Here is a 25,581-nt window from a genome sequence, read left to right on the forward strand (position 1 = left end):
TGGTGGGGCTCCTCTGCTGAGCCGATGCCATCTCACAAGATCTGGGCCTATTGAGAAAACAACGATTTCCCCGGGGAGCAGAGCAAAGGGGAAAGAATAGAGGCGCAGTCTAACGGAGTTGTCCGGGATAAACGAGAAAAATGTGATGCTCCTCCCAGCACGAACAGAAAATCCCCCTCCTGCCCCCCGAATAATCCCGTTGATTGATGTAGCACGCACCACACTATTAACTGGCAACACAATATCAGCCCTCGCAGGCATGGCTCGCAGGGCAAAAGCACGGGATAAAAGAACACAATAACGAGGTTTAGCTATGACCACGCCATATCGTCCCCGCGGCAGCTGGCAGGCAAGGATTGGCCTGCTGCTTCTGCTGCTAAGCCCTGCACTGCAGGCCAGTCAGACCCTGACCGTGGCCTGGAGTCACTGGCCCCCCTTCAGCCAAATCAACAACCGGGGTGAGCTGGATGGGCTGGATGTCAGCCTGACCCGCCAGATCCTTACCCAGGCGGGCTTTGCCCCCAAGTTTCGCGAGCTTCCCTGGGCGCGGGCACTGCATCTGGTAGAACACGATCAGCTGGATGTGGCGATGGCCGCCCTCCCTCTGCCGGAGCGCCAGAGTTATGCCCGCTTCTCGACCCCCTACCGCCAGAGTGCCTATGTGCTGCTGAGCAATGACCCGATTCCCGGCCATCAGGATCGCTGGGCACAGCTCGATAATCTGCCCGCGTTGTGCAACGAGAAAGGGCTCAAGATAGGCAAGTTGCGCGGCACCCGCCCCATGCATCAGATGGATAGCTGCCCGGCGCTTAAAATGGCGACCGAATACAACGCCGATGAGCGGATGATCGATCTGCTGCTGGCTCGCCGCCTCGATGGCATCATCATGGAGTGGCAATATGCTCGCTACCGGCTGGCCCAGCTGGGGGCCGAAGAGTTTATCAGCTGCCAACTGTTGCTACACCACCAGCCGGTCAGCTTGATGTTTGCCAAAAACAGCGTGAGCGAAGAACAGATCCTCAAAGTCAACGAGGCCATTCATGCCTTGCCCAAACCCCACAACAAGTTCTCGCCCCCAAGGTGTCGCCTCAATGCCGATCCGGGCGCCGCGGATCTGTTGACCCGCACCCTCCGCAAGCATTGACGGGATAAGCCGCCACCTGAAATAGCAAAGGCGACCCGAAGGTCGCCTTTTTGGTATTGTCGAACTTGATCTCCTGACTGATGGTGATCAGTCGATAAGCAGCAAAAGCGATCAGCGCAGCTGCGGCGTCTGGGTCAACACCCCCTGATTCTGGGCACGATGGCGCAGCAGGTGATCCATCAATACCAGCGCCAGCATGGCTTCGGCGATGGGCACGGCGCGAATGCCGACACAAGGATCGTGACGACCCTTGGTGATCATCTCGATTGCCTCGCCTTCGGTATTGATGGTCTTGCCCGGCACAGTGATGCTGGAAGTCGGTTTGAGCGCCATGCTCACCACAATATCCTGACCCGACGAAATGCCGCCCAGAATGCCGCCCGCATGGTTGCTGGCAAAGCCCGCCGGGGTCATCTCGTCGCGATGCTCGGAACCTTTTTGCTCCACCACGGCGAAGCCGTCACCGATCTCCACCCCTTTCACCGCATTGATGCCCATCATGGCGTGGGCAATGTCGGCGTCGAGGCGATCAAATACCGGCTCACCGAGACCCACCGGCACATTGCGCGCAATGACCTGCACCTTGGCACCGATACTGTTGCCCTCTTTTTTCAGGTCACGCATGTATTGATCGAGCTCTTCCAGCTTGCCCGCATCGGGGAAGAAGAAGGGATTCTGCTCAATCTGCGCCGCATCAAACGCCTCGGCCTTGATGGGGCCGAGCTGGGAGAGAAAACCGGTGATCTCGATGCCATGCACCTGTTTGAGGTACTTCTTGGCAATGGCCCCCGCCGCTACCCGCATCGCGGTCTCGCGTGCCGAGGAGCGACCACCGCCGCGATAGTCCCGCTGACCATACTTCTGGTGGTAGGTGTAGTCAGCGTGACCCGGCCGGAACAGATCCTTGATGTCGGAGTAATCCTTGGAGCGCTGATCGGTATTCTCGATGAGCAGCCCGATGGAGGTGCCGGTGGTCTTGCCCTCGAACACCCCGGAGAGGATCTTCACCTCGTCCGGCTCGCGGCGTGGCGTGGTGTAGCGGGAAGTGCCCGGCTTGCGCCGATCCAGATCCCCCTGCAGATCCGCTTCGCTGATCTCCAGCCCTGGCGGGCAGCCGTCGACCACGGCGCCCAGCGCCAGGCCGTGGCTCTCGCCAAAGGTAGTGACCCGAAAGAGTTGACCAAAACTGTTCCCTGCCATGCGCGCTCCTGCTTAGTTCTTGTAGATGGCGAAATGATCCTGATACTGAACCAGCTCGTCACGGGTCATCACAAAGACGCCGTGACCGCCGTTTTCGAATTCAACCCAGGTAAAGGGGATCTCGGGGAACTGGGCTTCCAGATGGATCATGCTGTTGCCCACTTCGACCACCAGCACGCCGTTATCCTTGAGGAAATCTGCCGCATGGGCCAGCAGACGCTTGGTCAGCTTGAGACCATCGGAGCCGGACGCCAGCGCCAGCTCGGGCTCGTGACGGAACTCTTCCGGCAGATCCGACATGTCTTCGGAGTCCACATAGGGCGGGTTGGAGACGATGAGATCGTACTTGTCGCCCGCCGGCAGATCGCGGAACAGATCGGAGCGGATCGGTATGACCTGCTGCTCCAGCCCGTGATCGTTGATGTTGCGCTCGGCCACGTTCAGGGCATCAATGCTGATGTCGATGGCATCCACTTCCGCTTCCGGGAACTCGTGGGCCATGATGATGGCGATGCAACCGGAGCCGGTGCACAGGTCCATGATCCGGGTCGGTTCATGTTTGAGGAAGGGCGCGAAACGGTTGGCGACCATCTCGGCAATGGGGGAACGGGGAATGAGCACCCGCTCGTCCACGTAGAACTCCCAACCGGCATACCAGGCCTTGTTGGTCAGATAGGCGGCCGGTACCCGCTCCTGTACTCGACGGATAATCAGCTCGGCGATGCGGTGACGCTCGCTGCTGGTGAGACGGGAGTGGCGCATGGCCGGGTCTACATCCGGTGGCAGATGTAACGCGGGCAGTACCAGCTGCACAGCTTCATCCCAGGCGTTGTCGGTTCCATGACCGTAAAAAATCCCGGCGTCGTTGAAACGACTCATGGCCCAACGCAACATGTCCTGGATGGTGTGCATCTCGGCAACCACCTCATCGATAAATATCTTGTCCAAATCCACCTCCAAGTCGAGTAATATCCGGCCCGAGCCCCGTTTACGTTGCGGGCAAGACGCATACCTAATACATGAGCATCTGATGAAAAAAACGCCCTCACCGACAGACGAGGAAACCCTGCTGTTCCGCGATGCGATAAAAGGTACCCGGAAAATCAAGCAAGATACCATAAGGGCCGAGTTACGCCCGGTCAAGCAGAAACGCGAATTGCGCGAAACCCGCGAAAAGCTTGGGGTTGACCACTATTTCAGCGATGAGTATCAGCCCCATCTCGACGATGATGGGCCGACCCGTTACGTGCGGGAAGATGTGTCAAAATTTGAGCTGAAAAAGCTCAAGCGGGGCATTTATCCGCCGGAAATCTACCTGGATCTGCACGGCATGAATCAGCAGCAGGCAAAACAGGAGCTGGCCGCCCTGCTCACCCTCTGCCAGAAAGAGAACATTCACGTCGCCTCGGTGATGCACGGCATCGGTAAACATATTCTCAAACAGCGCATTCCCAGTTGGCTGGCCCAGCACCCCAATGTGCGCGCCTTCCATCAGGCCCCCCGCGAATGGGGCGGCGACAGCGCCATTCTGGTGTTGCTGGATATCGAAGAGTAGTTAGCCAAACGACCACACTATACTGAATATCAATATGTTATTCGCCGTGGAGGTCGCATGTTTACACAGGGTTCCCATGCCGACATAAAGTCATCTCTCGACGCCATCGGCGCTGCCGTGGCGGTGTTCAGCCTCGACAAGGATGATCACTTTGTGCTGGTCTCTGCCAACGATACCTTTGCCAAGGCGTTCGAGCTGGATGTCCTTGGCAGCATTGGCAAACAGCTGAGCGAGATGTTTCCCCGCTACATCACCAATACCATCGAGCCGCCAATGCACGAATGTGTGCGCATGCAGACCGGGCTCGAGAGCGAGCTGCCTATCGACAGCCTGTCACGTACCAGTTGGTGGCGCTTTATTCTCTCCCCAATCATCCCCGAGCAGGCACGGATCAACCGGATCATCGTGACCGCCATCGACATCACCGCCAGGATGCAGCTGGAAGAGGCGCTTACCACCAGTCGCCGCCGCTTCGAGGCAGTGGTCAACTCCGCCTATGACGGCATCATCAGTGTCAGCAGCGAGTCACGCATCGAGCTTATCAATACCGCCGCCTGCGAAATGTTCGGCATCGACGAAAGTTATCTCGGCAAACGGCTGGAAACCCTGCTGCCACAGCGTTTTCGTGCCAATCACGAAACCTATTTCAAAGCCTTCAGCAGCTCCCCCATCAATTCGCGCCCGATGCATGCCCGCGCCTCGGTGATGGGTCTGCGCCGAGACGGCAGCGAATTTCCGCTGGAGGTGACCATCGCCAAGATCAATCTGGGCCCGACCACCGAGATGACCGCCATCTTGCGGGATATCTCGGAGCGAGCCCGACTGGTGGAGGAGTTGAAGGTCGCCGCCACCACGGATCCCCTCACCGGCATTGCCAACCGGCGCCGCTTCAACGAGCTGGTCAACGCCGAGATGCAGCGCTGCCAGCGTTTTGGCCACACCATGAGCCTGCTGCTGATCGATATCGACCACTTCAAGGAAGTCAACGATACCTTTGGCCATCAACAGGGAGATCTGGCGATCCTGAGTCTGGTGAAACGGATCAGCAAACAGCTGCGGGAGGTGGACATGCTGGGTCGTTGGGGTGGCGAAGAGTTTATCGTACTGCTACCGGAAACCTCCCTCGAGCTCGCCTGGGCCAGCGCCGAGCGGATCAGGCTAGCCATCGAATCCCAGCACCATGCACTGGAGGGGGCTCTTGAGATCTCCCTCACCATCAGTATCGGGATCAGTGCCAGCAAGGGTAGCCATGACACTGTAGAGAAGATGGTTAGACGAGCCGACACCGCCCTCTATCTGGCCAAGAAACAGGGGCGCAACTGCTGCCGCAAAGAGGAACCGGAGCCGACCTGATGGCGCACGCCCCTGCCCTCTGGTGACACTACTAACCTGTGCCTGCAGAGATAACCAACCGCAGCGAACACAAAAAGCAGCGCTACTCTCTTCGGTAGCGCTTTTTTCGTTCTGCTTTTAGTGCGCTTTTCAATCACAACCATCAAGGGGACGGCTAAAGCGCAGTGGGCCACCATCAGCCAGAGAGAGCCTCACCGACAGCATGCCGCCGTTGGGCAATTGCCACTCGAAGAAGTCATCAAATCCGGCAATCGTTACGGCGCGGATCACCTTGGCGACCACACCGTGCGCCACCAGCAGTATCCGTACCCCTTGCATGGTCGAAGCCAGTGCCGTTAGTCCCTGCGAGACCCGGGCAATCACCTCATCAATAGTTTCACCACCGGGAGGAGATTCAGCCCAGCGCCGGGTGATATTGCGCGCCCACAGCTCGGGATAGCGTGTTCTTGCCTCTACCTGCGTCAGTCCTTCAAACAGGCCGACATCACGCTCACGAAAAGCAGGCACAAGCTCCACAGGCAATCCCAACTGACGAGACAAGATGGCAGCACTCTCCCTTGTTCGCAGCAGCGGGGACGCCAGCAGCCGATCGAACGGCGGCTGTTCCACAGCCACCTTCTCAGCCAGCCGGGATATCTGACGCACGCCATCGTCATTGAGCCCGATATCCAGCGCGCCCTGATAACGCCCTTCCGCATTGGCCTGCGTCTCGCCATGGCGGATCACCACCAGTTCCATGGTGCACTCCTCTTTCCTGCTATCTGCTTAGTGATTAAACCGCATGCGACTTCCCATTCGGATAACGAGACGACAATCCCCATTCATCTGCGCACCTCAACAATTATTTTAAATCGAGCAAGATTACCTTGCTCCCAGTGAAAATAATCTGCTGAACTACGCACACTCATCCGTAAACAAATAGATACATATGACTTTTACATCCAACATGTTCATTTCTCACTCTATGAAATAAATAGCGAGCTGGGTGATACCATGAGTTGATAGATGGGAAGAATAAACACCCTCATCATACATACGACAAAGATGGCGTCATGGGTGTTCTCTTCGAACCCATCGTTTAGCAAAACATCACTCAATGCTTTTTAATATTACTGAGCTGCAAGGTTAAAACATTAAATCCAGCTATCAATAAATTTGATATGGGCCGTTTACATCACTTTAAGCGGGAAATAAAAGTTGACCAAAAAAATACAGATATCCCTCCAGAGAGATGGATCTATTTTTAATCTCTGCCACATATCCTCCCAACGCAAAAATATATTACAAGGGGGCCAAGCCCCCTCTCCTTATCAATCAATGGATGGACTGTCTCTTTATTGGGTCGTCACCAACGCCCAGGGGCCACCTTTGGCGGGATCATCCCCTTGCGTCCACCATTTGGCCTGATAGACGGCGCCCTTGTAGCTCACCTTGCTGCCAGCGGTATAGACCTTGCTGGCATCCCAGGCAGGCTGACCATCAACCGGCGGGTCAACCGGATCGACCGGGGCGGGATCGAGCTTGGCGACGATCCGCACTTTCGGCCAGTTGGCGTGGGAGCCGTAGAAGTTGGTCACGCACTTCTCGTAGTCACCCGGCACCAGCGCAGAATAAGCGGTCTGAAAGCCCACCAGATCGCACTCGAAGGAGTAACCGCCTGGGCGATCCGGATAGTACTTCCAGTTGCCATCCCAGTTGGTGTAGAGCACGTCGGTAGCGCCGTTAAGATTGAGGCTGCCATAGGGAGTCTGCTGCCAGCAGGTGTTCTTCTCATCCGCCTTGAGCGGGATCTGGTAGTGGTTGGCCAGCCCTTCCCAGTAGCGGATACGATTGACCGGCTGCCCCTTGTCCTTGTTCTGCTCGCCACACTCGATGCCGCCGTTGATGACGTTGATGGTGGTGCCAAAACCATAGCCGATACCAGCGTCAGCTTCCCATTTGGAGGGTACCCAGGTACGATCAATCACGTGCAACATGGCCGGTTTCGGGGCCTGCGGGGTGAGGAAGAACCAGATGGCAGAAGCGAGGTTGAGCCAGGAGTCCGCCACCAGCCCCGGGTTGTTGAGCAGCACGGAGGCATCGCCATCAAACATCGCCTCGGAGAAGGCACCGTAGTTGAAGTGGTAGGAGAGCTGCTTGGCGCCGCGGCCGAAGTACCCCTGACCCGTGCTGCAAGGCCACTTCTTGTTCTGCCAGTCGTTCTGGCCACAGCCGGTGGTATAGCCGGTCTGTCCCTCTGACCAGCCCATCTCCCGCACATGCACCAGCGCCTGTTGCCACTCCTCTAGCCCCAGCGGGTTATCAGAGACGTTCTCCTTGGCAATATGGCCCCCCGTCTCCTGAGAGAAGTGCGCAAAGGCCGTCACAATGGATTTTTTACAGATCGCATCAGAGTCGCGACCGTCGGTATATTCGCCACAGAACGCAGGGAATTTACCGATGGCTCGCAAGAAGCGGACATAAGTATATTCCGGCGCTGCCATCTGGGTTAAATATTCCCATTCAGATTGGGGAAATACCCGTTCAACCCGTTTTACGTTGTCAGGATTGCTTGCCAGACCCGGTTCAATGGCATCAACGATTTTATTGGACCGGGTGGCCAATGCCTTGGCCCATATTGCATACATGGGATTAGCCGTCTTGACTTTTTCCACGGCGGCCAGATCCGGGGCCGCAATCACATATCCTCCAGCATTTTGCGGATCGGGTTGAATATTCATGGCTGCACTCATTGCGGCATAGCTTGGCAATGCGCAGGCGGCAGCGATTAGCCAGGCACAACGCTTGGGTTTGAACATGTTTATCGTCCTTGTTTGAATTAATGCGTTCCAAGAGTAGGTGTTTCAACAACTAAATTCACGATGAGAATTAAGAAATAAGCAGAATTTGTGAGCCATTTCACCTTGTGATATTCAGTGCAGCTGAAACAAAGAAAAAGAACCCAAACGAAAACGTCACAGCGTGATCTTTCGCCCATTTTTAGAACAGTTGAGACGGCCGGGTGGCATGCCATACGGTCATTGTTCGTGATGAAAAAAATGGCTGACAGGCTCAACCTGTCAGCCATCATCAATGTTCAAGAAAAATGCTCAAAATAGCCGGATGTCAGGCACGCACGGCACGGATCAGGATATTGCGCGGGGTCATGGGTTTGGCACAGAACTCCCCCACTTCGACCCGATAGCCCTGCTCTTGCAAAAAGAGCGCGCGATCCAGCGCCAGCCAGATCTCGAGGGGACGGCGAAACAGGTGGCGCACCAGCTCCATGCGGGCGACATCACCAAAGCGGCGCTCCCCGTGTTCCAACCAGGCGGGGTAGTCCAGCCCGGCGGGCAGCACAATCCCTTTGCGTTCAGCAGCCCAAACGCAGAATGCCTCAAACGTGCCGGTCAGCAGGCTCTTTTGCATATTGGGCACCGGCAGATACTCATCCACACCGCGCACCTGACGCTGCAGGCAGTCAAACCCGAGCCGCCACACCACTTCCTGCTCGCGCAGGCGGGCGATCCGCGCACCGCCAGTCACCGTCTCCTGTAGCGGCAACTTGAGATCCGCCTTGCTCAACACCAGCTCGCTGGCGCTGGCCGCGGCTGACAGCGGGCGATAGTGGCTGGTACGGATCAGGTGGTAACAACAGGGAGAGATGGTCACGCCGCTGGCACTGCGCTCGGCCACCCGCTCCAGCAGATGGGTGTGAAGCTCGCCACACGCATGGAGTGCCATAGCGTGATGTTCGGGGGCGATCAGCGCCGCCGATTCGGGTGCAAAGGCATCTGCGCAGGTAAAGGTCATATTGGCGCCATCCCGCTCGGCCAGCAACCGACCATCGTCACAAAGCTGCCCTTGCAACTCCAGACTGAGGATCGGAGCCTGTCGATGAAGTGACACCAGCCGCCCAAGATGTCCCTTGCCAGCACACCACTCCAGATAGGGGCCCTGATGGGCCGGCAAACAGGCGGTGAACGACTCGATCTGGGCCTGCTTACGCCCCGGCATATGCAGCGCCATCTCCTTGCTGCAAGTGATGGGCTCAGGGGTAAACGGGACAAGCTGACTGAGTTGCTGCAGTTCGGTCCCCTCGGCAATCCAGGGGGCAAGCAGCGTGCTGAGTGCATCCATATCCGCATCGAGCTCCGCCAACCGGGTCAGCGTCAACCCATTGAGCAACGCCGCCAGTTCGGGCGCCTCATCGGCAAAGGCCATGGTCAAATGATGATATGGCTGATATTGCCACCAGCGTCGGTAGCGGGTGAGCAGTCGATCCAGTTGTTGAAAACGTTGAGCCAGCACGAATGCCCCTGCCTTGCAGTCAAAAAGGAGGCTCATTCTAGCGATCCCGCTTCAAATTGCACTCTCAATACCTGACGATCAGCGCCGCGCAACAGCACCGCCGACCCTGCGACCCAGGGCAGACCTGACAAAGTGCGGGGTTTTATGCTATATTCCGCCCCCTCTTTCACGCGCCCCGCCCAACGCGGGACGCTTTACACTAGCTATGGGACCAACAACATGACCATCAACGCCATTCTGCAAGCGCGCGCGGGCGCCAAGTGTGAACTGTGCAGCGCCGAGCAGGCGCTGACCGCCTTCGTGGTGCCTCACTCCCCCGCCAGCGACGATGATCACAGCGTTGCTATCTGTGACACCTGCCGTGGTCAGCTGGAACAACCGGATACCCTGGTGGTCAACCACTGGCGTTGCCTGAGTGACAGCATGTGGAGCCAGGTGCCTGCGGTGCAGGTGATGGCATGGCGCCAGCTGAAAGCGCTCTCCGGCAAGGGTGAAGTGTGGGCTCAGGATCTGCTGGACATGATGTACATGGAAGACGAAGCCAAGGCCTGGGCCGAAGCTGGTATTGCTGACGAAGATGATGACAGCGTACCAACCGTTGACTCCAACGGCGCCGTGCTGCAAGAGGGCGACTCCGTCACCCTGATCAAGGATCTGGACGTGAAAGGCGCCGGTTTTACCGCCAAGCGCGGCACCCTGGTCAAGGGCATCCGTCTGACCAACAACCCGCTCCATATCGAAGGCAAGGTCAACGGCGTGCAGATCGTACTGGTTGCTGCCTACCTGAAAAAGGCCTAAGCCAAGGGCGATTGCTCTGCTGTCTGCAGCCAGAGCACAAGCACAACGGAAAAAGGATGGCGTCACGCCATCCTTTTTTATACCCGCTTGCCGCAAACGGCCAACCTGAGTCCATAACAAGCCAGCCAAAGCAACAAGGCGCATCCGAATGAACGCGCCTTGTTTACATGGCCGATGCCGTTAACCGGCAGCGGAAACGGTCACTCAGGAGGAGAGTTTGCCGTCCAGCTCGGCAATCTTGGCAGACCAGTAGGCCGGGCCGGTTTCGTGGATATTGTTACCTTCGGAATCGACCGCAACGGTCACCGGCATATCTTCCACTTCAAACTCGTAGATCGCTTCCATACCGAGATCGGCAAAAGCTACCACGCGCGCCTTCTTGATCGCCTTGGCCACCAGATAGGCGGCGCCACCAACGGCCATCAGATAGACAGCCTTGTGCTGCTTGATACTCTCGACGGTTTTCGGGCCCCGCTCGGATTTGCCGATCATGCCGATAAGGCCAGTTTCACCCAGCATCATGTCGGTGAACTTGTCCATCCGGGTGGAGGTGGTGGGGCCTGCCGGGCCAACTACTTCGTCACGCACCGCATCGACCGGGCCAACGTAGTAGATGAAGCGGTTGGTGAAATCGACCCCTTCAGGCAGCCCTTCGCCATTTTTCAGCATGTCGGCGATACGCTTGTGGGCGGCGTCGCGACCGGTCAGGATCTTGCCGGAGAGCAGCACGGTATCACCGCTCTTCCAGCTGGCCAGCTCGGCCTTGGTGATGCCATCGACGTTGACGCGGCGCACGTTGCCACCCGCTTCACGGGTGATCTCCGGCCAGTCACTCAGTTTCGGCGGAGTCAGTTCGGCGGGGCCTGAACCATCCAGCTCGAAGTGAACGTGGCGGGTGGCGGCGCAGTTGGGGATCATCACCACCGGCTTGGAAGCGGCGTGAGTCGGCGCAGATTTGACCTTCACATCCAGCACGGTAGTGAGGCCGCCCAACCCCTGGGCACCGATCCCCAGCTTGTTGACCTTGTCGTAGAGCTCGACCCGCAGCTTCTCTTCGGTAGTTTGCGGGCCACGGGCGATCAGCTCCTGAATGTCGATGTGCTCCATCAGAGCCTCTTTGGCCAGCACCGCCGCTTTCTCGGCGGTACCGCCGATGCCGATGCCCAGCATGCCGGGCGGGCACCAGCCTGCGCCCATGGTCGGCACGGTTTTCAGCACCCACTCGACGATATCGTCAGAGGGGTTGAGCATCACCATCTTGGATTTGTTCTCGGAGCCGCCGCCTTTGGCCGCGATGCTCACTTCCACCTTGTTGCCGGGGATCATGTCTATATGCACCACGGCAGGGGCGTTGTCTTTGGTGTTTTTGCGACTGCCGGCCGGATCGGCCAGCACGGAGGCGCGCAGCGGGTTGTCAGGATTGGTGTAGGCACGACGGGTCCCTTCGTCCACCATCTCCTGCACTGTCATGTCGCTGTCCCACTGGACTTGCATGCCAATTTTGACGAAACAGGTCACGATGCCGGTGTCCTGGCAGAGCGGACGATGACCTTCGGCGGACATGCGGGAGTTGATGAGGATCTGGGCAAGCGCATCTTTGGCGGCCGGGTTGGCCTCACGGTCATACGCCGCTTTGGCAGCCTGAACAAAATCCAACGGGTGGTAATAGGAGATGTACTGGAGGGCATCTGCGATAGAATCGATGAAATCCTGTTTTTTTATAATGCTCATATCATCCTCACTGGTCCTTGTCTCTGCCACGGAGCAGGGCAAGGGCTTCCATATGATGGGCCGTGCTGACGTGCTGGCTAAAAACTATCAACCAGCAAAAAACGAACGACACGGCAGTTTTTTCTTAAGTCACCGACACCTATGATACGCTTGCCCACCAGCACCGACTAGGGTTCGGGAACCAAACTGTTGCCTGTGTAACATAAAATGACGCCAACACTTCATATCCATCATCTAGACCATAGTGCTGAACTCCATCAGCTTTTTGCCCGCCTGCAACATCAGCCGTGGGCCATGTTGCTGGAATCGGCGGGGCCACTCGGCGCCGACAACGGCTTTGATATCATCAGCGCCGATCCGCTGGCGACCCTCGAAACCCGCGGTGAGGTGACCACTCTGCGTGTCGGGGCGAATATCAGCAAACACCACGAAGATCCCCTCGCCCTGCTGGCCCATACCCAGCAACAGCTGCTGGGGGAGCTGGATCTGTGCGCCACTCACCTGCCCTTTATTGGCGGCGCCCTCGGCCTGTTTGGCTATGATCTGGGCCGTCGCTTCGAGCGACTGCCAGTGCAGGCCGCCGCCGATATCGCGGTACCGGACATGGCAGTGGGCATCTACGACTGGGCGCTGCTGCGCAGTGTGGCGACCGGCGACTGGCAGCTGGTGCACTGGGGGAATGAAGCAGGCCTTGCCAACCGGCTGGCCTGGCTTGAACAGCAGCAGGCCAAACCGGCCCCTGCTTTTGCCTTGCAGGGGTCGTGGCGGAGCAATATGAGCCGCGCCGAGTATGGCGAGAAATTTGCCCGTATTCAGGAATATCTCGCAGCGGGAGATTGCTACCAGATCAACCTGACCCAGCGTTTCAGCGCCCCCTATCAGGGGGATGAGTGGCAGGCCTATTGCCTGCTGGCAACCGCCAACAAGGCACCCTTCTCAGCCTTTATCCGCCTGCCGGAGAGCGCGCTGCTGAGCCTCTCCCCCGAGCGGTTCCTGCTGCTTGATGGCCGCAATATCGAAACCAAACCCATCAAAGGCACTCGTCCGCGCCACCCTGATCCGGCCATCGATCGGCAAGTCGCGCTGGAGCTGGCGCAGGCGGACAAGGACAGATCAGAGAATCTGATGATCGTTGATCTGCTGCGCAACGACATCGGTCGGGTCAGCCGGCCTGGCTCGGTCAGCGTGCCTCATCTCTTTGCGGTGGAGTCGTTTCCGGCGGTACATCATCTGGTCTCCACCATCCATGGTGAGCTGGATGCACGCTGGCAAGGAGTCGATCTGCTGCGCGCCTGTTTCCCGGGTGGCTCCATCACCGGCGCCCCCAAGATCCGCGCCATGGAGATCATCGAAGAGCTGGAGCCCCAGCGCCGCAATGCCTATTGCGGCAGCATCGGCTATCTCAGCCAGCATGGCCGGATGGACACCAGCATCTGCATTCGCACTTTGATCGCCGAAGCGGGTCGCCTGCACTGCTGGGCCGGTGGCGGCATCATCGCCGACTCCGACGCCGACAGCGAATATCAGGAGACCTATGACAAGGTCGCCCGCATCCTGCCGCCGCTGTCGGCGCTGTAACCCTCCCCACCGTCAAGGCAACACACAGGAGAGCTCCCCGCCATGGATCGCCACGAACTGCTGACCCGCTTCCAGTTGCAGCAACCCGCCCCGGCACATCGCCTCGCCATCGGCGGGCTCAGTCCGGCGGCGGTGTTGATCCCGGTGGTGATGCGCGATGAGGGGCTCAGCGTGTTATTGACCCGGCGCAGCCCCCGGCTGCGCCATCATGGGGGACAGATCAGCTTCCCCGGCGGGCGACAGGATCCCGGCGACGAAAACCTGATTGCCACGGCACTGCGGGAGACCGAAGAGGAGCTCGGCATTCCGGCCCGGCTGATCGAGGTGATCGGCACCCTCAACCCGCTCAATACGGTGTCACGATTCGAGGTACTGCCGGTGCTGGGGCTGCTCGATGGCAACTATCCCCTCATCCTGAGTCCGGATGAGGTGGATCACGCCTTCGAAGTGCCGCTGACCCATCTGCTGGATCGACGCAACCACATCCCCCTGACCCTTTCCAGAGGGGGGAAAGCACACACCATCTACTGGATCCCCTGGCAACAGCACTTTATCTGGGGGGCTACCGCCAGCATGATCAACCAGCTAGCCCAGCATCTCGCAAAATAACAATTTACCTACATTTGGCTGAGCGAGATTTAATCATTAACACTAAAATAACGTGCCAATTGATAAACAATAATTGAATTTTTCTTGTTTTGATCACATTTCCATAAGAAAGTGCGGTTTTTCGTGCCGTAAAGATGAATTTGATCAACATTTTTGATTAGAAAAACCGTATCCTTGCGCCGACTTAATAAGAACCACACATTCGGGGTGAGATAGATGTCAAACACAGTCACTGGCACGCAGGGAGTTGCGGCGTCAACAGAGCAAGGGATCCGCTCTACTCAAACCACTCGTTGGGAAAAACGCGACTCTACCTGGGTCATCAGTCTGTTCGGGACCGCGGTTGGCGCGGGGATCCTGTTCCTGCCGATCAACGCGGGTATGGGCGGTTTCTGGCCGCTGGTCGTCATGGCGCTGCTGGTAGGTCCCATGACCTATCTGGCACACCGTGGTCTGGCCCGCTTCGTCCTCTCCTCCAAAAAGCCAAACGCAGACATCACCGAAGTGGTGGAAGAACACTTTGGCGTGGGTGCTGGTAAATTAATCACCCTGCTCTACTTCTTCGCCATCTACCCCATCGTGCTGATCTACGGCGTGGGTATCACCAACACCGTCGAAAGCTTCATGGTCAACCAGCTGCAGATGAGTGCCCCGCCGCGCTGGATCCTCTCCATCGTGCTGATCATGGGCATGATGTCGGTGATGCTGGCCGGTGAAAAGCTGATGCTGAAAGTGACCGAGCTGCTGGTTTATCCGCTGATCGCCATTCTGGCCGGTATCTCCCTCTACCTGATCCCGGACTGGACCGGCGCGGCGCTGGAGCAAGTGCCCTCTGCCAAGGATTTCGCCACTACCCTGTGGCTGACCATCCCGGTACTGGTCTTCTCCTTCAACCACAGCCCGGCTATCTCCAGCTTCTCTCTGGCCCAGCGCCGCGACCACGGTGAGCAGGCTGTCGAGAAAGCCGATGCCATCCTCAAGCGTACCGCCATGGTGCTGCTGGGCTTCGTGATGTTCTTCGTCTTCTCCTGCGTCATGAGCCTGACACCGGCCCAGCTGGCAGAAGCCAAGGCCCAGAACATCGCCGTGCTCTCCTATCTGGCGAACCAGCATGCCAGCCCCATCATCTCCTACTTCGGTCCGCTGGTTGCGTTCGTGGCCATCGTCTCCTCCTTCTTCGGCCACTATCTGGGTGCCCGTGAAGGTCTGAAAGGGATGATCGTGCAGAACATGCGCAAGTCAGGCAAAGAGCCGAACGCCAAGAAAGTCGAGATGTTCATCATCGCCTTCTTCATCCTGACCCTGTGGGGCACTGCCATTGCCAACCCCTCCATCCTGGGCATGATTGAATCCTTGGGCGGCCCGATCATCGCTACCATCCTGTTCATCATGCCGATGTACGCCATCAAGCGCGTACCGGCCATGGCGAAGTATCAGGGCCATATCAGCAACGTATTTGTCGCTGTGATGGGGATGATCGCCATCTCCGCCATCCTCTATCAGCTGGTCGGTTAATCCCCCACCTGCCACTGATAGCAAAAAGCCAGCCGAACACTCGGCTGGCTTTTTTATCTCTGCTGTCCCGTCCTGAATATGGTTTACACAATAAATGGAGAACCCGATGGGACAAGGTGTGAAACGGACACAGCGCGATTACTCGCTGACTTTTAAGCTGACTGTAGTGGTCTAATCATCCCGGACACCATTTTAGGTGGTACACGCCACCATGACCTGAGGTGTTCAATGACAAGATTACGTCGCTCATTTACTGCCGAATTCAAACTCGAAGCCGCATCCCTGGTGCTCGACCAAGAATATTCTGTCCCTGAAGCCAGCCGTTCACTGGATGTCGGTGAAACCGTACTGCGCCGCTGGGTTCAGCAACTGCAATCCGAACGAACTGGTACAACCCCAATCGGAAAAGCACTGACTCCGGAGCAGCAAAAAATTCAGGAGCTGGAAGCCCGCATCAACCGGCTCGAACGTGAGAAGGACATTCTAAAAAAGGCTACTGCTCTCTTGATGGCGGACGAGTTCACACGTACGCGCTGATAGACCAATTAAGAGAGCAAGCCCCCATCACCCTGGTCTGCTGCGCCTTCGATGTTCCCACTTCCTGTTTTTACGATTATCTGGCTCGCAGGCGGACGATTAACCGTGAGCGCATGCAACAGCGCTCTGAGTTGCGCCGTTTGTTCAAAGAGAGCAGGGATTCGGCTGGCAGCCGTGCCTTGATGTCGATGATGCGGGAGTTGGGGTATCAGATTGGTCGATTCAAAGTACGTAACCTGATGAAGGAGGCCGGGCTGGTATCCAAACAGCCGGGCGCACACCGCTATAAGGTGGCACAGTCTGAACGACCGGATATTCCCAATCTGCTGGTCCGTGAATTTGATGTTCCGCAACCCAATCAGGTGTGGTGTGGTGATATTACCTACGTCTGGGTCGGAGGTTGTTGGCATTATCTGGCCGCAGTGCTCGACCTTCATACCAGGCGGGTCTTGGGCTGGGCGATGTCTGACAAGCCTGATGCAGCACTGGCCATCAAAGCATTGGAGATGGCCTATCAGCAGCGGGGTTGCCCCTCTGGTGTGTTGTTTCACTCCGACCAGGGCAGCCAATATGGCAGTAGGGCATTTCGGCAACGACTGTGGCGCTATCGCATGACCCAGAGCATGAGTCGGCGTGGCAACTGCTGGGAACGCCCCGATGGAACGGTTGTTCAGAAGCCTGAAGTCAGAGTGGCTCCCGGCTATGGGATATATGAGCTTGCGGCAGGCAAAGCGGGATATCAGTTACTACCTGATGGATTACTACAACTGGCGGCGTCCACATCACCACAATGACGGGATACCGCCAGCAAAAGCCGAGACTCGGCCTAACCAAGTGTCCGGATTTAGTTGACCACTACATTTTCGGAGGTTACTTGCCTTGGGGCGAGTTTTTTAGGGTGCGTATGACGGTGTTGATGCCAATCTTGAGGACGCGAGCAGTATCACGAACACCTGAGCCGTTGAACGCCATATCAACAATCTTGTCTTTGACGCCAGGCTTGCGGGCTTCATAGGTGTAGGTGAGCTGAAACACGTGCGGACAGACGGGGCAACGATAGCGAACATGGCCAGCAGGGGTCTTACCATGGCGATATACGTGGTCAGAGTTGCAACGAGGACAGTGAACGGGGATGGATGCCATGAAGCTGTCGGTCTCAAAAGAGTTCATCATATCAACTCAACCGATCGGATGCATCACCCTTTTTTACGATGGAGACGCCGTAGTCATTCTTCAGTACATCGACGACGGCCTCAAAGAACTGGGCCTTCTGACTCATCAGCGCCAGCTGCTGCTCGAGTTCCTTGATGCGCTGTTCGGGTGTCTGGTTGTCGGGGTCAGGCATGGTGATGCTCGTGCCGGCACGCACAGAAGCCCCCTGGCTCCAATCTTGCCGACCATGTTTACGCAACCATACCAGAACGGTGGAGCGGCCCTGAATGCCATAACGCACCTGAGCCTGTTTGTAGGTGAGCTCGCCTTTTTCAATCTGCTCGACCAGCGCCAGTTTAAAAGTCAGCGAGTAATCGCGCTGTGTTCGTTTCACACCTTGTCCCATCGGATTCTCCATTTATTGGGGGGAAAGGTGTAAACCATATTCAGGACGGGACAGTTCACAGATAAGCGCCACGTCATCGAGTACCACCTTTTCGGAGGTTACTTGCCTTGGGGTGAGTTTTTTAGGGTGCGTATGACGGTGTTGATGCCAATCTTGAGGACGCGAGCAGTATCACGAACACCTGAGCCGTTGAACGCCATATCAACAATCTTGTCTTTGACACCAGGCTTGCGGGCTTCATAGGTATAGGTGAGCTGAAACACGTGCGGACAGGCGGGGCAACGATAGCGAACATGGCCAGCAGGGGTCTTCCCATGACGATATACGTGGTCAGAGTTGCAACGAGGACAGTAAACGGTGATGGATGCCATGAAGCTGTCGGTCTCAAAAGAGTTCACCATATCAACTCAACCGATCGGATGCATCACCTAGCACAGTTATCACCGCCCTCTTTGCGCCCCATTTGATGGATAACTCATCGCGCAGTGGAGGCCAAAAAAGCGCCCAAGGAAGAGGCTGAAAATAATCGATGAATGGGCCAATAGCCGTTGGAATGGAGGATATGAGTGCGCGCTACTCGCTATTTTTGTGAGCGCCAGCAAAGGTTGACGATATGGTGTTGGGAGCAGATTGACTTTCTATTTAAACAGCGAAAAGTGAATATCACCAAAGGGGGGAGTTAATTTGGCCAGATCCTGTCACGGGATTATCGCAGGCCACCTCACCGGGGCCGGAATGCGTCATGCAGAGTCACAAAGAATTAGCCCCGCTGGGCAGAACGCACCACGGGGCTGGATATTCAGGATGGTTTTTTCAGGCTGGCCTTGTGCTGCTCCAGCAAATTCTCGGGAGGCGGCGGCACCTGCAGGTAGAACCCCTGGTTGGTCAGCGCGGCCATCACCTTGCCGACATCAGCCAGCCCCAAGGGCTTGGCCGGATCCAGCTTGGTCATCAGCACCAGCTCGGGACGCCCGAATGCACTCAGCAGTGGCTCGGGAACGCGTGAGAAATCCTCTCTTTTTTCAACAAAAAGGTAGGTCTCGGCTTTTTTGCGACTTTTATAGACTGCACACAACATGGAAATTGATATAATCCGACGAGTTTATTGCCTCTGATGGGGGCAAACTATAACATCAGGAATTGAATAACAATAACGGATTAGCATCTCTGCCTCGGGGAAGATTCATGGTTGAGCGCGATAACGAATTGAAAGGGACCACCTTCACTATTTCTGTGTTGCATATCAGCGATGGCGAGCCTGAGCGGATACGTCAGTTGTTGGCCGAAAAAGTGGCCCAGGCACCCTACTTTTTTAATTGTGCGCCGCTGGTGATCAATGTTTCCCGACTGGAACATATTCCCGATTTCGAACAGCTCAAGGAGCTGGTGGAGTCCGAAGAGTTTGTGCTGGTCGGCATCACGGGGGCGCGCAGTGAAGAGATGAAGACAGCCGCCAAGGCGGTGGGACTGGCCGTGATGGCCTCGGGCAAGAGTCGCAAGAGCGAACCGGAACCCGAGCCTGCCCCCGCGCCAGCCGCCCCTGAGGTGGTTCCCGAGCCCGAACCCGCCCCCTTGATCCCGAGCAAGGTACATGTGGGACCGGTTCGTTCCGGCCAGCAGATTTACGCCGCCGGCACCTCGCTGGTGGTGCTGGGGTCCGTCAGTCCGGGAGCTGAAGTGCTCGCCGACGACAGCATTCATATTTATGGCACCCTGCGTGGCAGAGCCATTGCCGGTGCCCGGGGAAACACCCAGGCCCGGATCTATTGCCAGCAATTACAGGCCGAGCTGCTCTCCATCGCGGGCACATTCCAGCTGAGCGATGCATTGCCGGCAGGCCTGATCCAGCAACCGGTACACGTCCGGCTGGACAACGAACAACTCCGAATAGACCGTATCAAATAGAGTTACAAGGAAGCGAGAATGGCGCGAATCATAGTCGTTACATCGGGTAAAGGTGGCGTTGGCAAGACCACAACCAGTGCGGCCCTGAGCACCGGCTTAGCCCAGCGTGGTCACAAGACAGTGGTCATTGACTTTGACATCGGTCTGAGAAACCTGGATCTCATCATGGGCTGCGAGCGGCGCGTGGTGTATGACTTCGTCAACGTCATCAATGGGGAAGCAAACCTCAATCAGGCGCTGATCAAGGACAAACGCTCGGAAAATCTGTTTATCCTGCCCGCCTCCCAGACCCGGGACAAAGATGCCCTCACCCGTGAGGGGGTCGAGAAGATCCTGGATCAGCTGGCGGAGATGAAGTTCGATTACATCGTCTGCGACTCCCCGGCGGGGATCGAGGCGGGCGCACTGATGGCACTCTATTTTGCCGATGAAGCGATCGTCACCACCAACCCGGAAGTCTCTTCTGTGCGTGACTCCGACCGCATCCTTGGCATCCTGGCCTCCAAGTCCCGTCGCGCCGAGCGTGGCGAAGACCCCATCAAGGAGCACCTGCTGCTGACCCGCTACTGCCCGACCCGCGTCAACCGCGGCGACATGCTGAGCGTGCAGGATGTGCAGGAGATCCTGGCCATCCCGCTGCTCGGGGTGATCCCGGAGTCCCAGGCGGTGCTGCGCGCCTCCAACTCCGGCGAACCGGTTATTCTGGACAAGGAGTCCGATGCCGGTCAGGCCTACGAAGATGCGGTGTCCCGCCTGCTGGGCGATGCCAAGGAATTTCGTTTTCTGGAAGAAGAGAAGAAGGGCTTCTTTAGCCGACTGTTCGGGAGTTAAACATGTCATTATTGGATTATTTTCGTTCCAACAAGAAACAGAACACCGCACAACTGGCCAAAGAGCGGTTGCAGATCATTGTTGCTCACGAGCGTTCATCCAGAGGGGGGCCGGATTACCTGCCCCAGCTCAAGCAGGACATCCTCGATGTGATCCGCAAATACGTCAACATTGATCCGGAGAAGATAACCGTCCAACTGGATCAGAAGAGTGATGAGCTGTCAGTACTGGAGCTCAACATCACCTTCGCCGATGACAAGAAGGGATGAGCTGACGCCCTATGCGTGACCCCTTCCCCCAATGAAGACCGGATCCTGTCACTGGATCCGGTTTTTTATTGGCACAAAAACAGGTCACAGCGGCTCGCATCATCTCGCCAAGGGGTCTGCCGACCGCTAGAATAGCGCCGCCCCGCAGGCAGTGATCTGCGCTGGCACCTTTTTCTCTTTTCTGGAACAGACCGCTTATGTCTATGAATGACGAAATGCACAGCGTCGAGGAACTGCTCGATACCGCCCTCGAACTCTTTATGGAGCTGGCCTCTGACAACCTGCCGGAGCAGGAGATCGCCCGTTTCAATCAGGAGTTCAACGACCGCGGCCTGCTGGCCGAAACCGACCCAGCCGATGACTGGGAAGCGGACGTGGGATTTGCGGTGAGCGACACCGACTATGCCGAGATCTGGGTAGGCCTTGGCAATGAAGAACAAGAGTATGAGCACTTGTTTGCCCGCATGCTGCTCTCCCGCCGTGTTGACGAGAAGTTCTGCCACATCGAATGGCTGCCCCAATAATTCCGGATCCCGATGATCCGAGCCACTATCAGTGGGAGTCTGACCCTGACTCTGTGGCCCCTGAGCGTCCATCTGCATCCCTTGGGCGCCGGGTGTTGAGGTGGGCAGGCAAGATCGCGCTGGCCGGGCTGCTCTGCTCGGTCGGCTCGGTCGCCTTGCTGCGTTTTATCGATCCGCCGATGTGGAGCTGGCGTATTGAGCGGGCCCTCTTTCCGCCCGCCAAGATCACCCAGGTACGCCATGAATGGGTAGATCTGGAGTCCATCTCCAAAGAGCTGCAACTGGCGGTGATCGCCGCCGAGGATCAGCGCTTTGCCGAGCACAACGGCTTTGACATGGATGCCATCAACGCGGCACTCAAGCACAACCAGCACAGCGAACGGGTGCGCGGCGCCAGCACCCTCAGCCAGCAGACCGCCAAGAACCTCTTTATGTGGAGTGATCGCAGTTTCCTGCGCAAGGGGCTGGAGGCCTGGTTTACCCTGCTGATGGAGCTGGGTTGGGACAAGGCCCGCATTCTCGAGGTCTATCTCAATATCGTGGAGTTCGGCCCCGGCATCTATGGCGCCGAAGCCGCCGCCCGTACCTACTTTGGCAAACCGGCCAGCCGCTTGACCCGCTACGAGTCATCCCTGCTGGCCGCCGCCCTGCCCAATCCGTGGCGCTATCGGGTCAAGCCCCCGTCACCCTATGTGCAGAAGCGCTCGGTCTGGATCCGCCGCCAAATGGGTCAACTGGGCCAGATCACCCTCAATCGGGTGCATCAGGCAGACTGATCCTCAGGGCTCATCGGGTTTCTCCGGTGGGCCCAGATGGCCGCCCACCGTCTCGCGGTGAAGCGGCAGATAGTGCCACCACCAGGCCTCGCGCCGTCGCTTGATCTGTTGCCGCCGTCCCCGCTGCTTCATCCCCTTACTCCCTGCCAGATGATCCGCGCCTTAACCATACTCCCCCAACGGCAACTTGGACAGGCCAGCCACGCCCGGCGTACTGGTCTGGCCGCCACAGCCAATAATTGTTACAGTAGCGAACCTCGATGTATCTGGAGTGATTTCATGGAACAGCGTACCCCGGATCAGCTGGTCGAATGGGCCTATGATCAGTTTCTTGAGCAGGCCGCCGATATGCTGGCCCCCGAACAAATAGTCGACATCACCCTGGAGTTTGAGCAGCGTGGCGCCGTGGAGGCGACTCTGCCCAATGCCGACTGGTCGACCGAGCTGGGTGAGCCGGTCGATATGGAGCGCTGGGTCGAAGTGTGGGTCGGTTTGCTGGATCATCAGGATGAGTTTGAGGTGATCTTCGCCACCTTCCTACTGCCCCGTCTGCTGACCGAAGATCAAGTGCATGTGCGCTGGCATCGCCAGCAGCAGGCATAAAAAAGGCGCCATCGGCGCCTTTCTTGTTTCTGTGCACTCTTATTGCTGTTCTCTGCTAATCCTGCGCCGCGATGGCCTTGGCCAGACAGCGGCGGCACCAGCAAGCGCTGGCCTCCTGCATCGGCAATACCGGCAACTGGCTGCACCAGCACTGGGCGATGGTCTGACCGGCAGAGACGGCGCAATAGGCCGGTTCGCCACAACCCGGACAGCGGTGGGTGCTTTTCGAGCCATTCAGCTCGGCCATCACCGCCAGCTGGGCCTTGCTATCCATCGCCGACCAGTGGCCGATCTCGGTCAGGGTGCGGCCACAACCAAGGCAAAGCCCATCTTTCGCCTTGCAGAGGCCAACACAGGGGCTCGGCATCTTATTCGCTATCCACTGCCGAGTCGGTCTCTGTGGCCACCAGAGTGATGGCGTTATCTTCGATGACGATCTTGCCCTGCTTGTAGAGGCCGCCGATCGCCTTCTTGAAGGTGCCCTTGCTCATGCTGAACAGCTTGTAGATGAGCTCGGGTTCGCTCTTGTCACCCACCGCCAGACTGCCGCCCTGCTTTTTCATCCGGCTCAGAATGCGCTCACCAGCGTCATCAACCCGCGCCAGACCCGGCTTTTGCAGGGTCAGATCCAGCTTGCCATCTTCGCGCACCTGCTTGACCCAGGCGGTTTGCGGCCGACCGGTCATCACTCGGCCAAACACTTCGTTCTTGAACAGCATGCCGGGATACTGACCGTTGACGATCACCTTGATGCCAAGGGGCGAGTGCTCCCCCGGCAGCGCGGTCACTTCGTCACCGACCTTGAAGTTGCTGCCGGCCGGGGTCAGGAAACGCTCGATGCGGCTGGTGCCGACCATGCGCCCTTCGTTATCCAGTTGCAGACGCACCAGATAAACGTGGCCCACCTGCATCGGCTTGTTCTGCTCGCGGCTGGGCACAAACAGATCCTTTTTCATGCCCCAGTCGAGGAAGGCACCAATCTTGTTGGCATTGACCACTTTCAGACCGGCAAATTCGTCCACCATGGCAAATGGCTTGTCGGTGGTGATCACCGGCTCGCAATCAGCATCCAGATAGAGGAAGACCTGCACGCTATCCCCCTCTTTCAACCCTTCCGGCAGTTGACGCTTGGGCAGCAGCAGTTCACCGTACTCATCGGCCGCAAGCCAGGCGCCACGATCTTCGAGTTCAACAACGGTGAGGGTGTTCATCTTGCCAATCTGTATCATGGTGCTCTCTTTTTTCATTACCCGGATGGGCCAACTGAACATGGCCCCTATGGGCGCGCATGTTACCTCAAGAGCGGTGATCCGGCCTAGTCCCCAAGCCACCACTGGCCGCTCTTTCGCCCTTATCTTATCCGCCAATGGTGATTAAATCGCCAAACAGGCGGCCATTTGCTGCAAATAACCCCACTTTTAGGTAGACTTCGCGGCTGTTCAAATCCAGAGGAACTGTCGATGAACCCATCCACTCGTACCCGCCATCTTAATCAATGGATCCAGAGCCACAGCGATCAGGACATGACCTACCCGGCCCTGCACGGTTTTCTCTGTGCTCGTCTGGTGGGGCCGGAAAGCCCTGACTGGCAACGCCCGCTGGCTGGTCTGCTGGAACAGGATGCCGAGTTGGATGAAAAAAGCGCAGAAGCCCTCAACCACCTGATCGCCGAGCTGGAATCCCAAGCCGACGACGCTCAGCTGGCCCTGCCCAGCCAGTGCCGCCTGCCCAGCGATAACCCCGAGCAGGTGTTCGAACAGAGCCACCCCCTCGGTCAATGGTGTTATGGCTTCAGCATGGGTTTTGCCACCTGGCCCAAGCCGAAGGATTTGAACGACCCAACCACCCAGTACCGCTTCAGTCTGGCCGCCGAGCTGAGCCTGTTTCGCGACAAGCAGATGGCCCAGATGCTCTATAGCGCCGCCGCCAGTGAACTCCCCTTTGTCGAGTTCTGCAAACGCCAGCGCCAGAACATGAAAACCGCCCTCAACCAGCTGCTCAACCTCGACCAGTATCAGGCCGCCCCCAGCGCTGATGTGGCCCTCAATGGCGAGCAGGCCCAACAGTGGCAGACCTGGTTCGAGCGGGCCGACAGCTGCCGCGATCATCAGGCCCGCCTCGGCTGGTTCGAGAAGATCATCGCTGATGCCACTCCGCTCTTTGACGACGCCTTCTGGCAGCAAATCGCCGGTCACGGCTGGAGTGCCCCCGAGCTGCGTCCTCTGCTGGCCGCCAGAGCCGGCCGCGCCGACTGCCTGCTGCGCCTTGGCAAACTGGGCGAGGCCAAAGCGGAGTATCTGGCGCTGCTTACAATCTGCATGGCCGATGAGCTGGGTTGCCGCTACAACCTCTCCACCCTCTATGCACTGCAAGGGGATTGGCAGGCGTTGGCCGCCCTGCTGGTGCGCTTCGATGAAGCCTCCAGCTGGTTGCTCTATAACAAGGCGCTGATGGTCTTTGCTACCGAGGGTGCCGAGGCAGCCAAGCCCCATCTGCTGGTCGCCATCGAGGCCAACCCGCACATTCCGGCCTGCCTGCTGGGTCAGCGCAAGCTGCCCAAACAGGAGCCACAAAGCTGGCAAGCGGGCAGCCGCGACGAGGCCGCGCTCTACGCCATCCACACACGCGAGGCCTGGCTCAAGCAAAACGCCCTCATCTGGTTGCGTAAAGGCTGAACAGCGTTGGCTTAAAATCCCGTCGGTCAGACCCGGTTTTTCCTTGAGGGCGTGCGCCACCGCACATTTCATCGCAACCGGGTCAGACAAATCAGCTTGAGTTTCGTATCATCAATGTCAAAGTATCAAA

General features: G+C 57.7%; 24 protein-coding genes and 4 pseudogenes. 15 read left to right on the top strand and 13 right to left on the bottom strand.

Going from position 1 to position 25,581, the window contains the following annotated elements:
- Positions 1–313: 313 nt before the first annotated feature.
- Complete coding sequence (locus tag ACTG2S_RS12385) at positions 314–1,144, top strand: substrate-binding periplasmic protein (protein ID WP_042053721.1); 831 nt, start codon at positions 314–316, stop codon at positions 1,142–1,144.
- A gap of 111 nt (positions 1,145–1,255) precedes the next feature.
- Here the strand turns inward: ACTG2S_RS12385 and aroC are convergent, their stop codons facing one another.
- Together aroC and prmB are read right to left on the bottom strand one after the other, a co-directional pair.
- The gene (aroC, locus tag ACTG2S_RS12390) at positions 1,256–2,344 is read right to left on the bottom strand and encodes a chorismate synthase (protein ID WP_139494710.1); all 1,089 of its coding nucleotides are present in this window, start codon (positions 2,342–2,344) and stop codon (positions 1,256–1,258) included.
- A 12-nt stretch (positions 2,345–2,356) separates the two neighbouring features.
- Positions 2,357–3,292: a 50S ribosomal protein L3 N(5)-glutamine methyltransferase gene (gene prmB, locus ACTG2S_RS12395; protein WP_113739592.1), complete on the bottom strand. Its 936-nt coding sequence runs from the start codon at positions 3,290–3,292 to the stop codon at positions 2,357–2,359.
- An 82-nt stretch (positions 3,293–3,374) separates the two neighbouring features.
- Between prmB and smrB the strand changes: the two genes are divergently transcribed.
- Entirely contained in the window at positions 3,375–3,899 is a 525-nt protein-coding gene (gene smrB / locus ACTG2S_RS12400) for an endonuclease SmrB (protein WP_005333198.1), read from the top strand.
- 57 nt (positions 3,900–3,956) lie between these two features.
- Positions 3,957–5,252: a sensor domain-containing diguanylate cyclase gene (locus ACTG2S_RS12405; protein ID WP_013723774.1), complete on the top strand. Its 1,296-nt coding sequence runs from the start codon at positions 3,957–3,959 to the stop codon at positions 5,250–5,252.
- 129 nt (positions 5,253–5,381) lie between these two features.
- Here ACTG2S_RS12405 and ACTG2S_RS12410 read toward each other — a convergent pair whose 3' ends face one another.
- The 3 genes from ACTG2S_RS12410 to ACTG2S_RS12420 all read right to left on the bottom strand — a co-directional run bounded on the left by ACTG2S_RS12410 (position 5,382) and on the right by ACTG2S_RS12420 (position 9,578).
- Positions 5,382–5,990, bottom strand: a complete 609-nt coding sequence (locus tag ACTG2S_RS12410; RefSeq protein WP_274161854.1) for a histidine phosphatase family protein — start codon at positions 5,988–5,990, stop codon at positions 5,382–5,384.
- A 596-nt stretch (positions 5,991–6,586) separates the two neighbouring features.
- Positions 6,587–8,050 carry a chitinase gene (locus ACTG2S_RS12415; protein WP_439982587.1) on the bottom strand — a complete coding sequence of 488 codons (1,464 nt, stop codon included), beginning with the start codon at positions 8,048–8,050 and terminating at the stop codon, positions 6,587–6,589.
- Between the two features lie 307 nt (positions 8,051–8,357).
- Positions 8,358–9,578 carry a methyltransferase gene (locus tag ACTG2S_RS12420; RefSeq protein WP_274161855.1) on the bottom strand — a complete coding sequence of 407 codons (1,221 nt, stop codon included), beginning with the start codon at positions 9,576–9,578 and terminating at the stop codon, positions 8,358–8,360.
- A 183-nt stretch (positions 9,579–9,761) separates the two neighbouring features.
- On the opposite strand from ACTG2S_RS12420, the gene ACTG2S_RS12425 reads away from it, so the two are divergent.
- Entirely contained in the window at positions 9,762–10,340 is a 579-nt protein-coding gene (locus ACTG2S_RS12425; RefSeq protein WP_005333203.1) for a PhnA domain-containing protein, read from the top strand.
- Positions 10,341–10,544: 204 nt separating this feature from the next.
- Here ACTG2S_RS12425 and ACTG2S_RS12430 read toward each other — a convergent pair whose 3' ends face one another.
- Entirely contained in the window at positions 10,545–12,071 is a 1,527-nt protein-coding gene (locus ACTG2S_RS12430) for a fumarate hydratase (RefSeq protein ID WP_005351759.1), read from the bottom strand.
- A gap of 294 nt (positions 12,072–12,365) precedes the next feature.
- On the opposite strand from ACTG2S_RS12430, the gene pabB reads away from it, so the two are divergent.
- The 4 genes and pseudogenes from pabB to ACTG2S_RS12450 all read left to right on the top strand — a co-directional run bounded on the left by pabB (position 12,366) and on the right by ACTG2S_RS12450 (position 17,162).
- The gene (gene pabB / locus ACTG2S_RS12435; RefSeq protein WP_274161856.1) at positions 12,366–13,649 is read left to right on the top strand and encodes an aminodeoxychorismate synthase component I; all 1,284 of its coding nucleotides are present in this window, start codon (positions 12,366–12,368) and stop codon (positions 13,647–13,649) included.
- A 42-nt stretch (positions 13,650–13,691) separates the two neighbouring features.
- The gene (locus ACTG2S_RS12440) at positions 13,692–14,258 is read left to right on the top strand and encodes a CoA pyrophosphatase (protein WP_139437513.1); all 567 of its coding nucleotides are present in this window, start codon (positions 13,692–13,694) and stop codon (positions 14,256–14,258) included.
- A 216-nt stretch (positions 14,259–14,474) separates the two neighbouring features.
- Entirely contained in the window at positions 14,475–15,773 is a 1,299-nt protein-coding gene (locus ACTG2S_RS12445) for a serine/threonine transporter (RefSeq protein WP_274161857.1), read from the top strand.
- A gap of 228 nt (positions 15,774–16,001) precedes the next feature.
- A pseudogene (locus ACTG2S_RS12450) lies at positions 16,002–17,162 on the top strand (IS3 family transposase).
- Between the two features lie 4 nt (positions 17,163–17,166).
- On the opposite strand, the pseudogene ACTG2S_RS12455 reads toward ACTG2S_RS12450, so the two are convergent.
- The 4 genes and pseudogenes from ACTG2S_RS12455 to ACTG2S_RS12470 all read right to left on the bottom strand — a co-directional run.
- A pseudogene (locus tag ACTG2S_RS12455) lies at positions 17,167–17,453 on the bottom strand (IS1-like element transposase); the annotation flags it as partial.
- A 58-nt stretch (positions 17,454–17,511) separates the two neighbouring features.
- A pseudogene (locus tag ACTG2S_RS12460) lies at positions 17,512–17,868 on the bottom strand (IS3 family transposase); the annotation flags it as partial.
- A 51-nt stretch (positions 17,869–17,919) separates the two neighbouring features.
- Positions 17,920–18,256 (bottom strand): annotated as a pseudogene (locus tag ACTG2S_RS12465) (IS1-like element transposase); the annotation flags it as partial.
- Between the two features lie 411 nt (positions 18,257–18,667).
- Complete coding sequence (locus ACTG2S_RS12470) at positions 18,668–18,946, bottom strand: YcgL domain-containing protein (RefSeq protein WP_005360946.1); 279 nt, start codon at positions 18,944–18,946, stop codon at positions 18,668–18,670.
- A gap of 107 nt (positions 18,947–19,053) precedes the next feature.
- Between ACTG2S_RS12470 and minC the strand changes: the two genes are divergently transcribed.
- From minC to mtgA, 5 genes are all read left to right on the top strand, one after another.
- Entirely contained in the window at positions 19,054–19,773 is a 720-nt protein-coding gene (gene minC, locus ACTG2S_RS12475) for a septum site-determining protein MinC (protein WP_013723728.1), read from the top strand.
- An 18-nt stretch (positions 19,774–19,791) separates the two neighbouring features.
- Entirely contained in the window at positions 19,792–20,604 is an 813-nt protein-coding gene (minD, locus tag ACTG2S_RS12480) for a septum site-determining protein MinD (protein WP_005336847.1), read from the top strand.
- Positions 20,605–20,606: 2 nt separating this feature from the next.
- Positions 20,607–20,873 (top strand): cell division topological specificity factor MinE, encoded by a 267-nt coding sequence (gene minE, locus ACTG2S_RS12485; protein WP_005336848.1) that lies wholly within the window; start codon positions 20,607–20,609, stop codon positions 20,871–20,873.
- 197 nt (positions 20,874–21,070) lie between these two features.
- Positions 21,071–21,397 carry an HI1450 family dsDNA-mimic protein gene (locus ACTG2S_RS12490; RefSeq protein ID WP_005352317.1) on the top strand — a complete coding sequence of 109 codons (327 nt, stop codon included), beginning with the start codon at positions 21,071–21,073 and terminating at the stop codon, positions 21,395–21,397.
- Positions 21,382–22,173, top strand: coding sequence for a monofunctional biosynthetic peptidoglycan transglycosylase (gene mtgA / locus ACTG2S_RS12495; protein WP_162516080.1), 792 nt, complete (start codon positions 21,382–21,384; stop codon positions 22,171–22,173). Before ACTG2S_RS12490 ends, mtgA begins: the two co-directional genes overlap by 16 nt.
- Before the next feature lie 3 nt (positions 22,174–22,176).
- Here the strand turns inward: mtgA and ACTG2S_RS12500 are convergent, their stop codons facing one another.
- Positions 22,177–22,305 carry a hypothetical protein gene (locus ACTG2S_RS12500; RefSeq protein ID WP_019445852.1) on the bottom strand — a complete coding sequence of 43 codons (129 nt, stop codon included), beginning with the start codon at positions 22,303–22,305 and terminating at the stop codon, positions 22,177–22,179.
- A gap of 147 nt (positions 22,306–22,452) precedes the next feature.
- On the opposite strand from ACTG2S_RS12500, the gene ACTG2S_RS12505 reads away from it, so the two are divergent.
- Entirely contained in the window at positions 22,453–22,776 is a 324-nt protein-coding gene (locus ACTG2S_RS12505) for an HI1450 family dsDNA-mimic protein (RefSeq protein ID WP_005336851.1), read from the top strand.
- A gap of 55 nt (positions 22,777–22,831) precedes the next feature.
- Here ACTG2S_RS12505 and ACTG2S_RS12510 read toward each other — a convergent pair whose 3' ends face one another.
- The gene (locus tag ACTG2S_RS12510) at positions 22,832–23,143 is read right to left on the bottom strand and encodes a DUF1289 domain-containing protein (RefSeq protein WP_005360950.1); all 312 of its coding nucleotides are present in this window, start codon (positions 23,141–23,143) and stop codon (positions 22,832–22,834) included.
- A 1-nt stretch (position 23,144) separates the two neighbouring features.
- Positions 23,145–24,005, bottom strand: coding sequence for a CvfB family protein (locus ACTG2S_RS12515; RefSeq protein ID WP_374885645.1), 861 nt, complete (start codon positions 24,003–24,005; stop codon positions 23,145–23,147).
- A gap of 231 nt (positions 24,006–24,236) precedes the next feature.
- Here ACTG2S_RS12515 and ACTG2S_RS12520 point away from each other — a divergent pair, with 231 nt between their 5' ends.
- A complete protein-coding gene (locus ACTG2S_RS12520; RefSeq protein WP_199428270.1) occupies positions 24,237–25,451 on the top strand; it encodes a UPF0149 family protein in 1,215 nt (404 codons plus the stop codon).
- The last annotated feature ends 130 nt before the right edge of the window (positions 25,452–25,581 follow it).

It is taken from the genome of Aeromonas sp. 82P, from assembly GCF_051919365.1.
Lineage (GTDB): Bacteria > Pseudomonadota > Gammaproteobacteria > Enterobacterales > Aeromonadaceae > Aeromonas > Aeromonas veronii.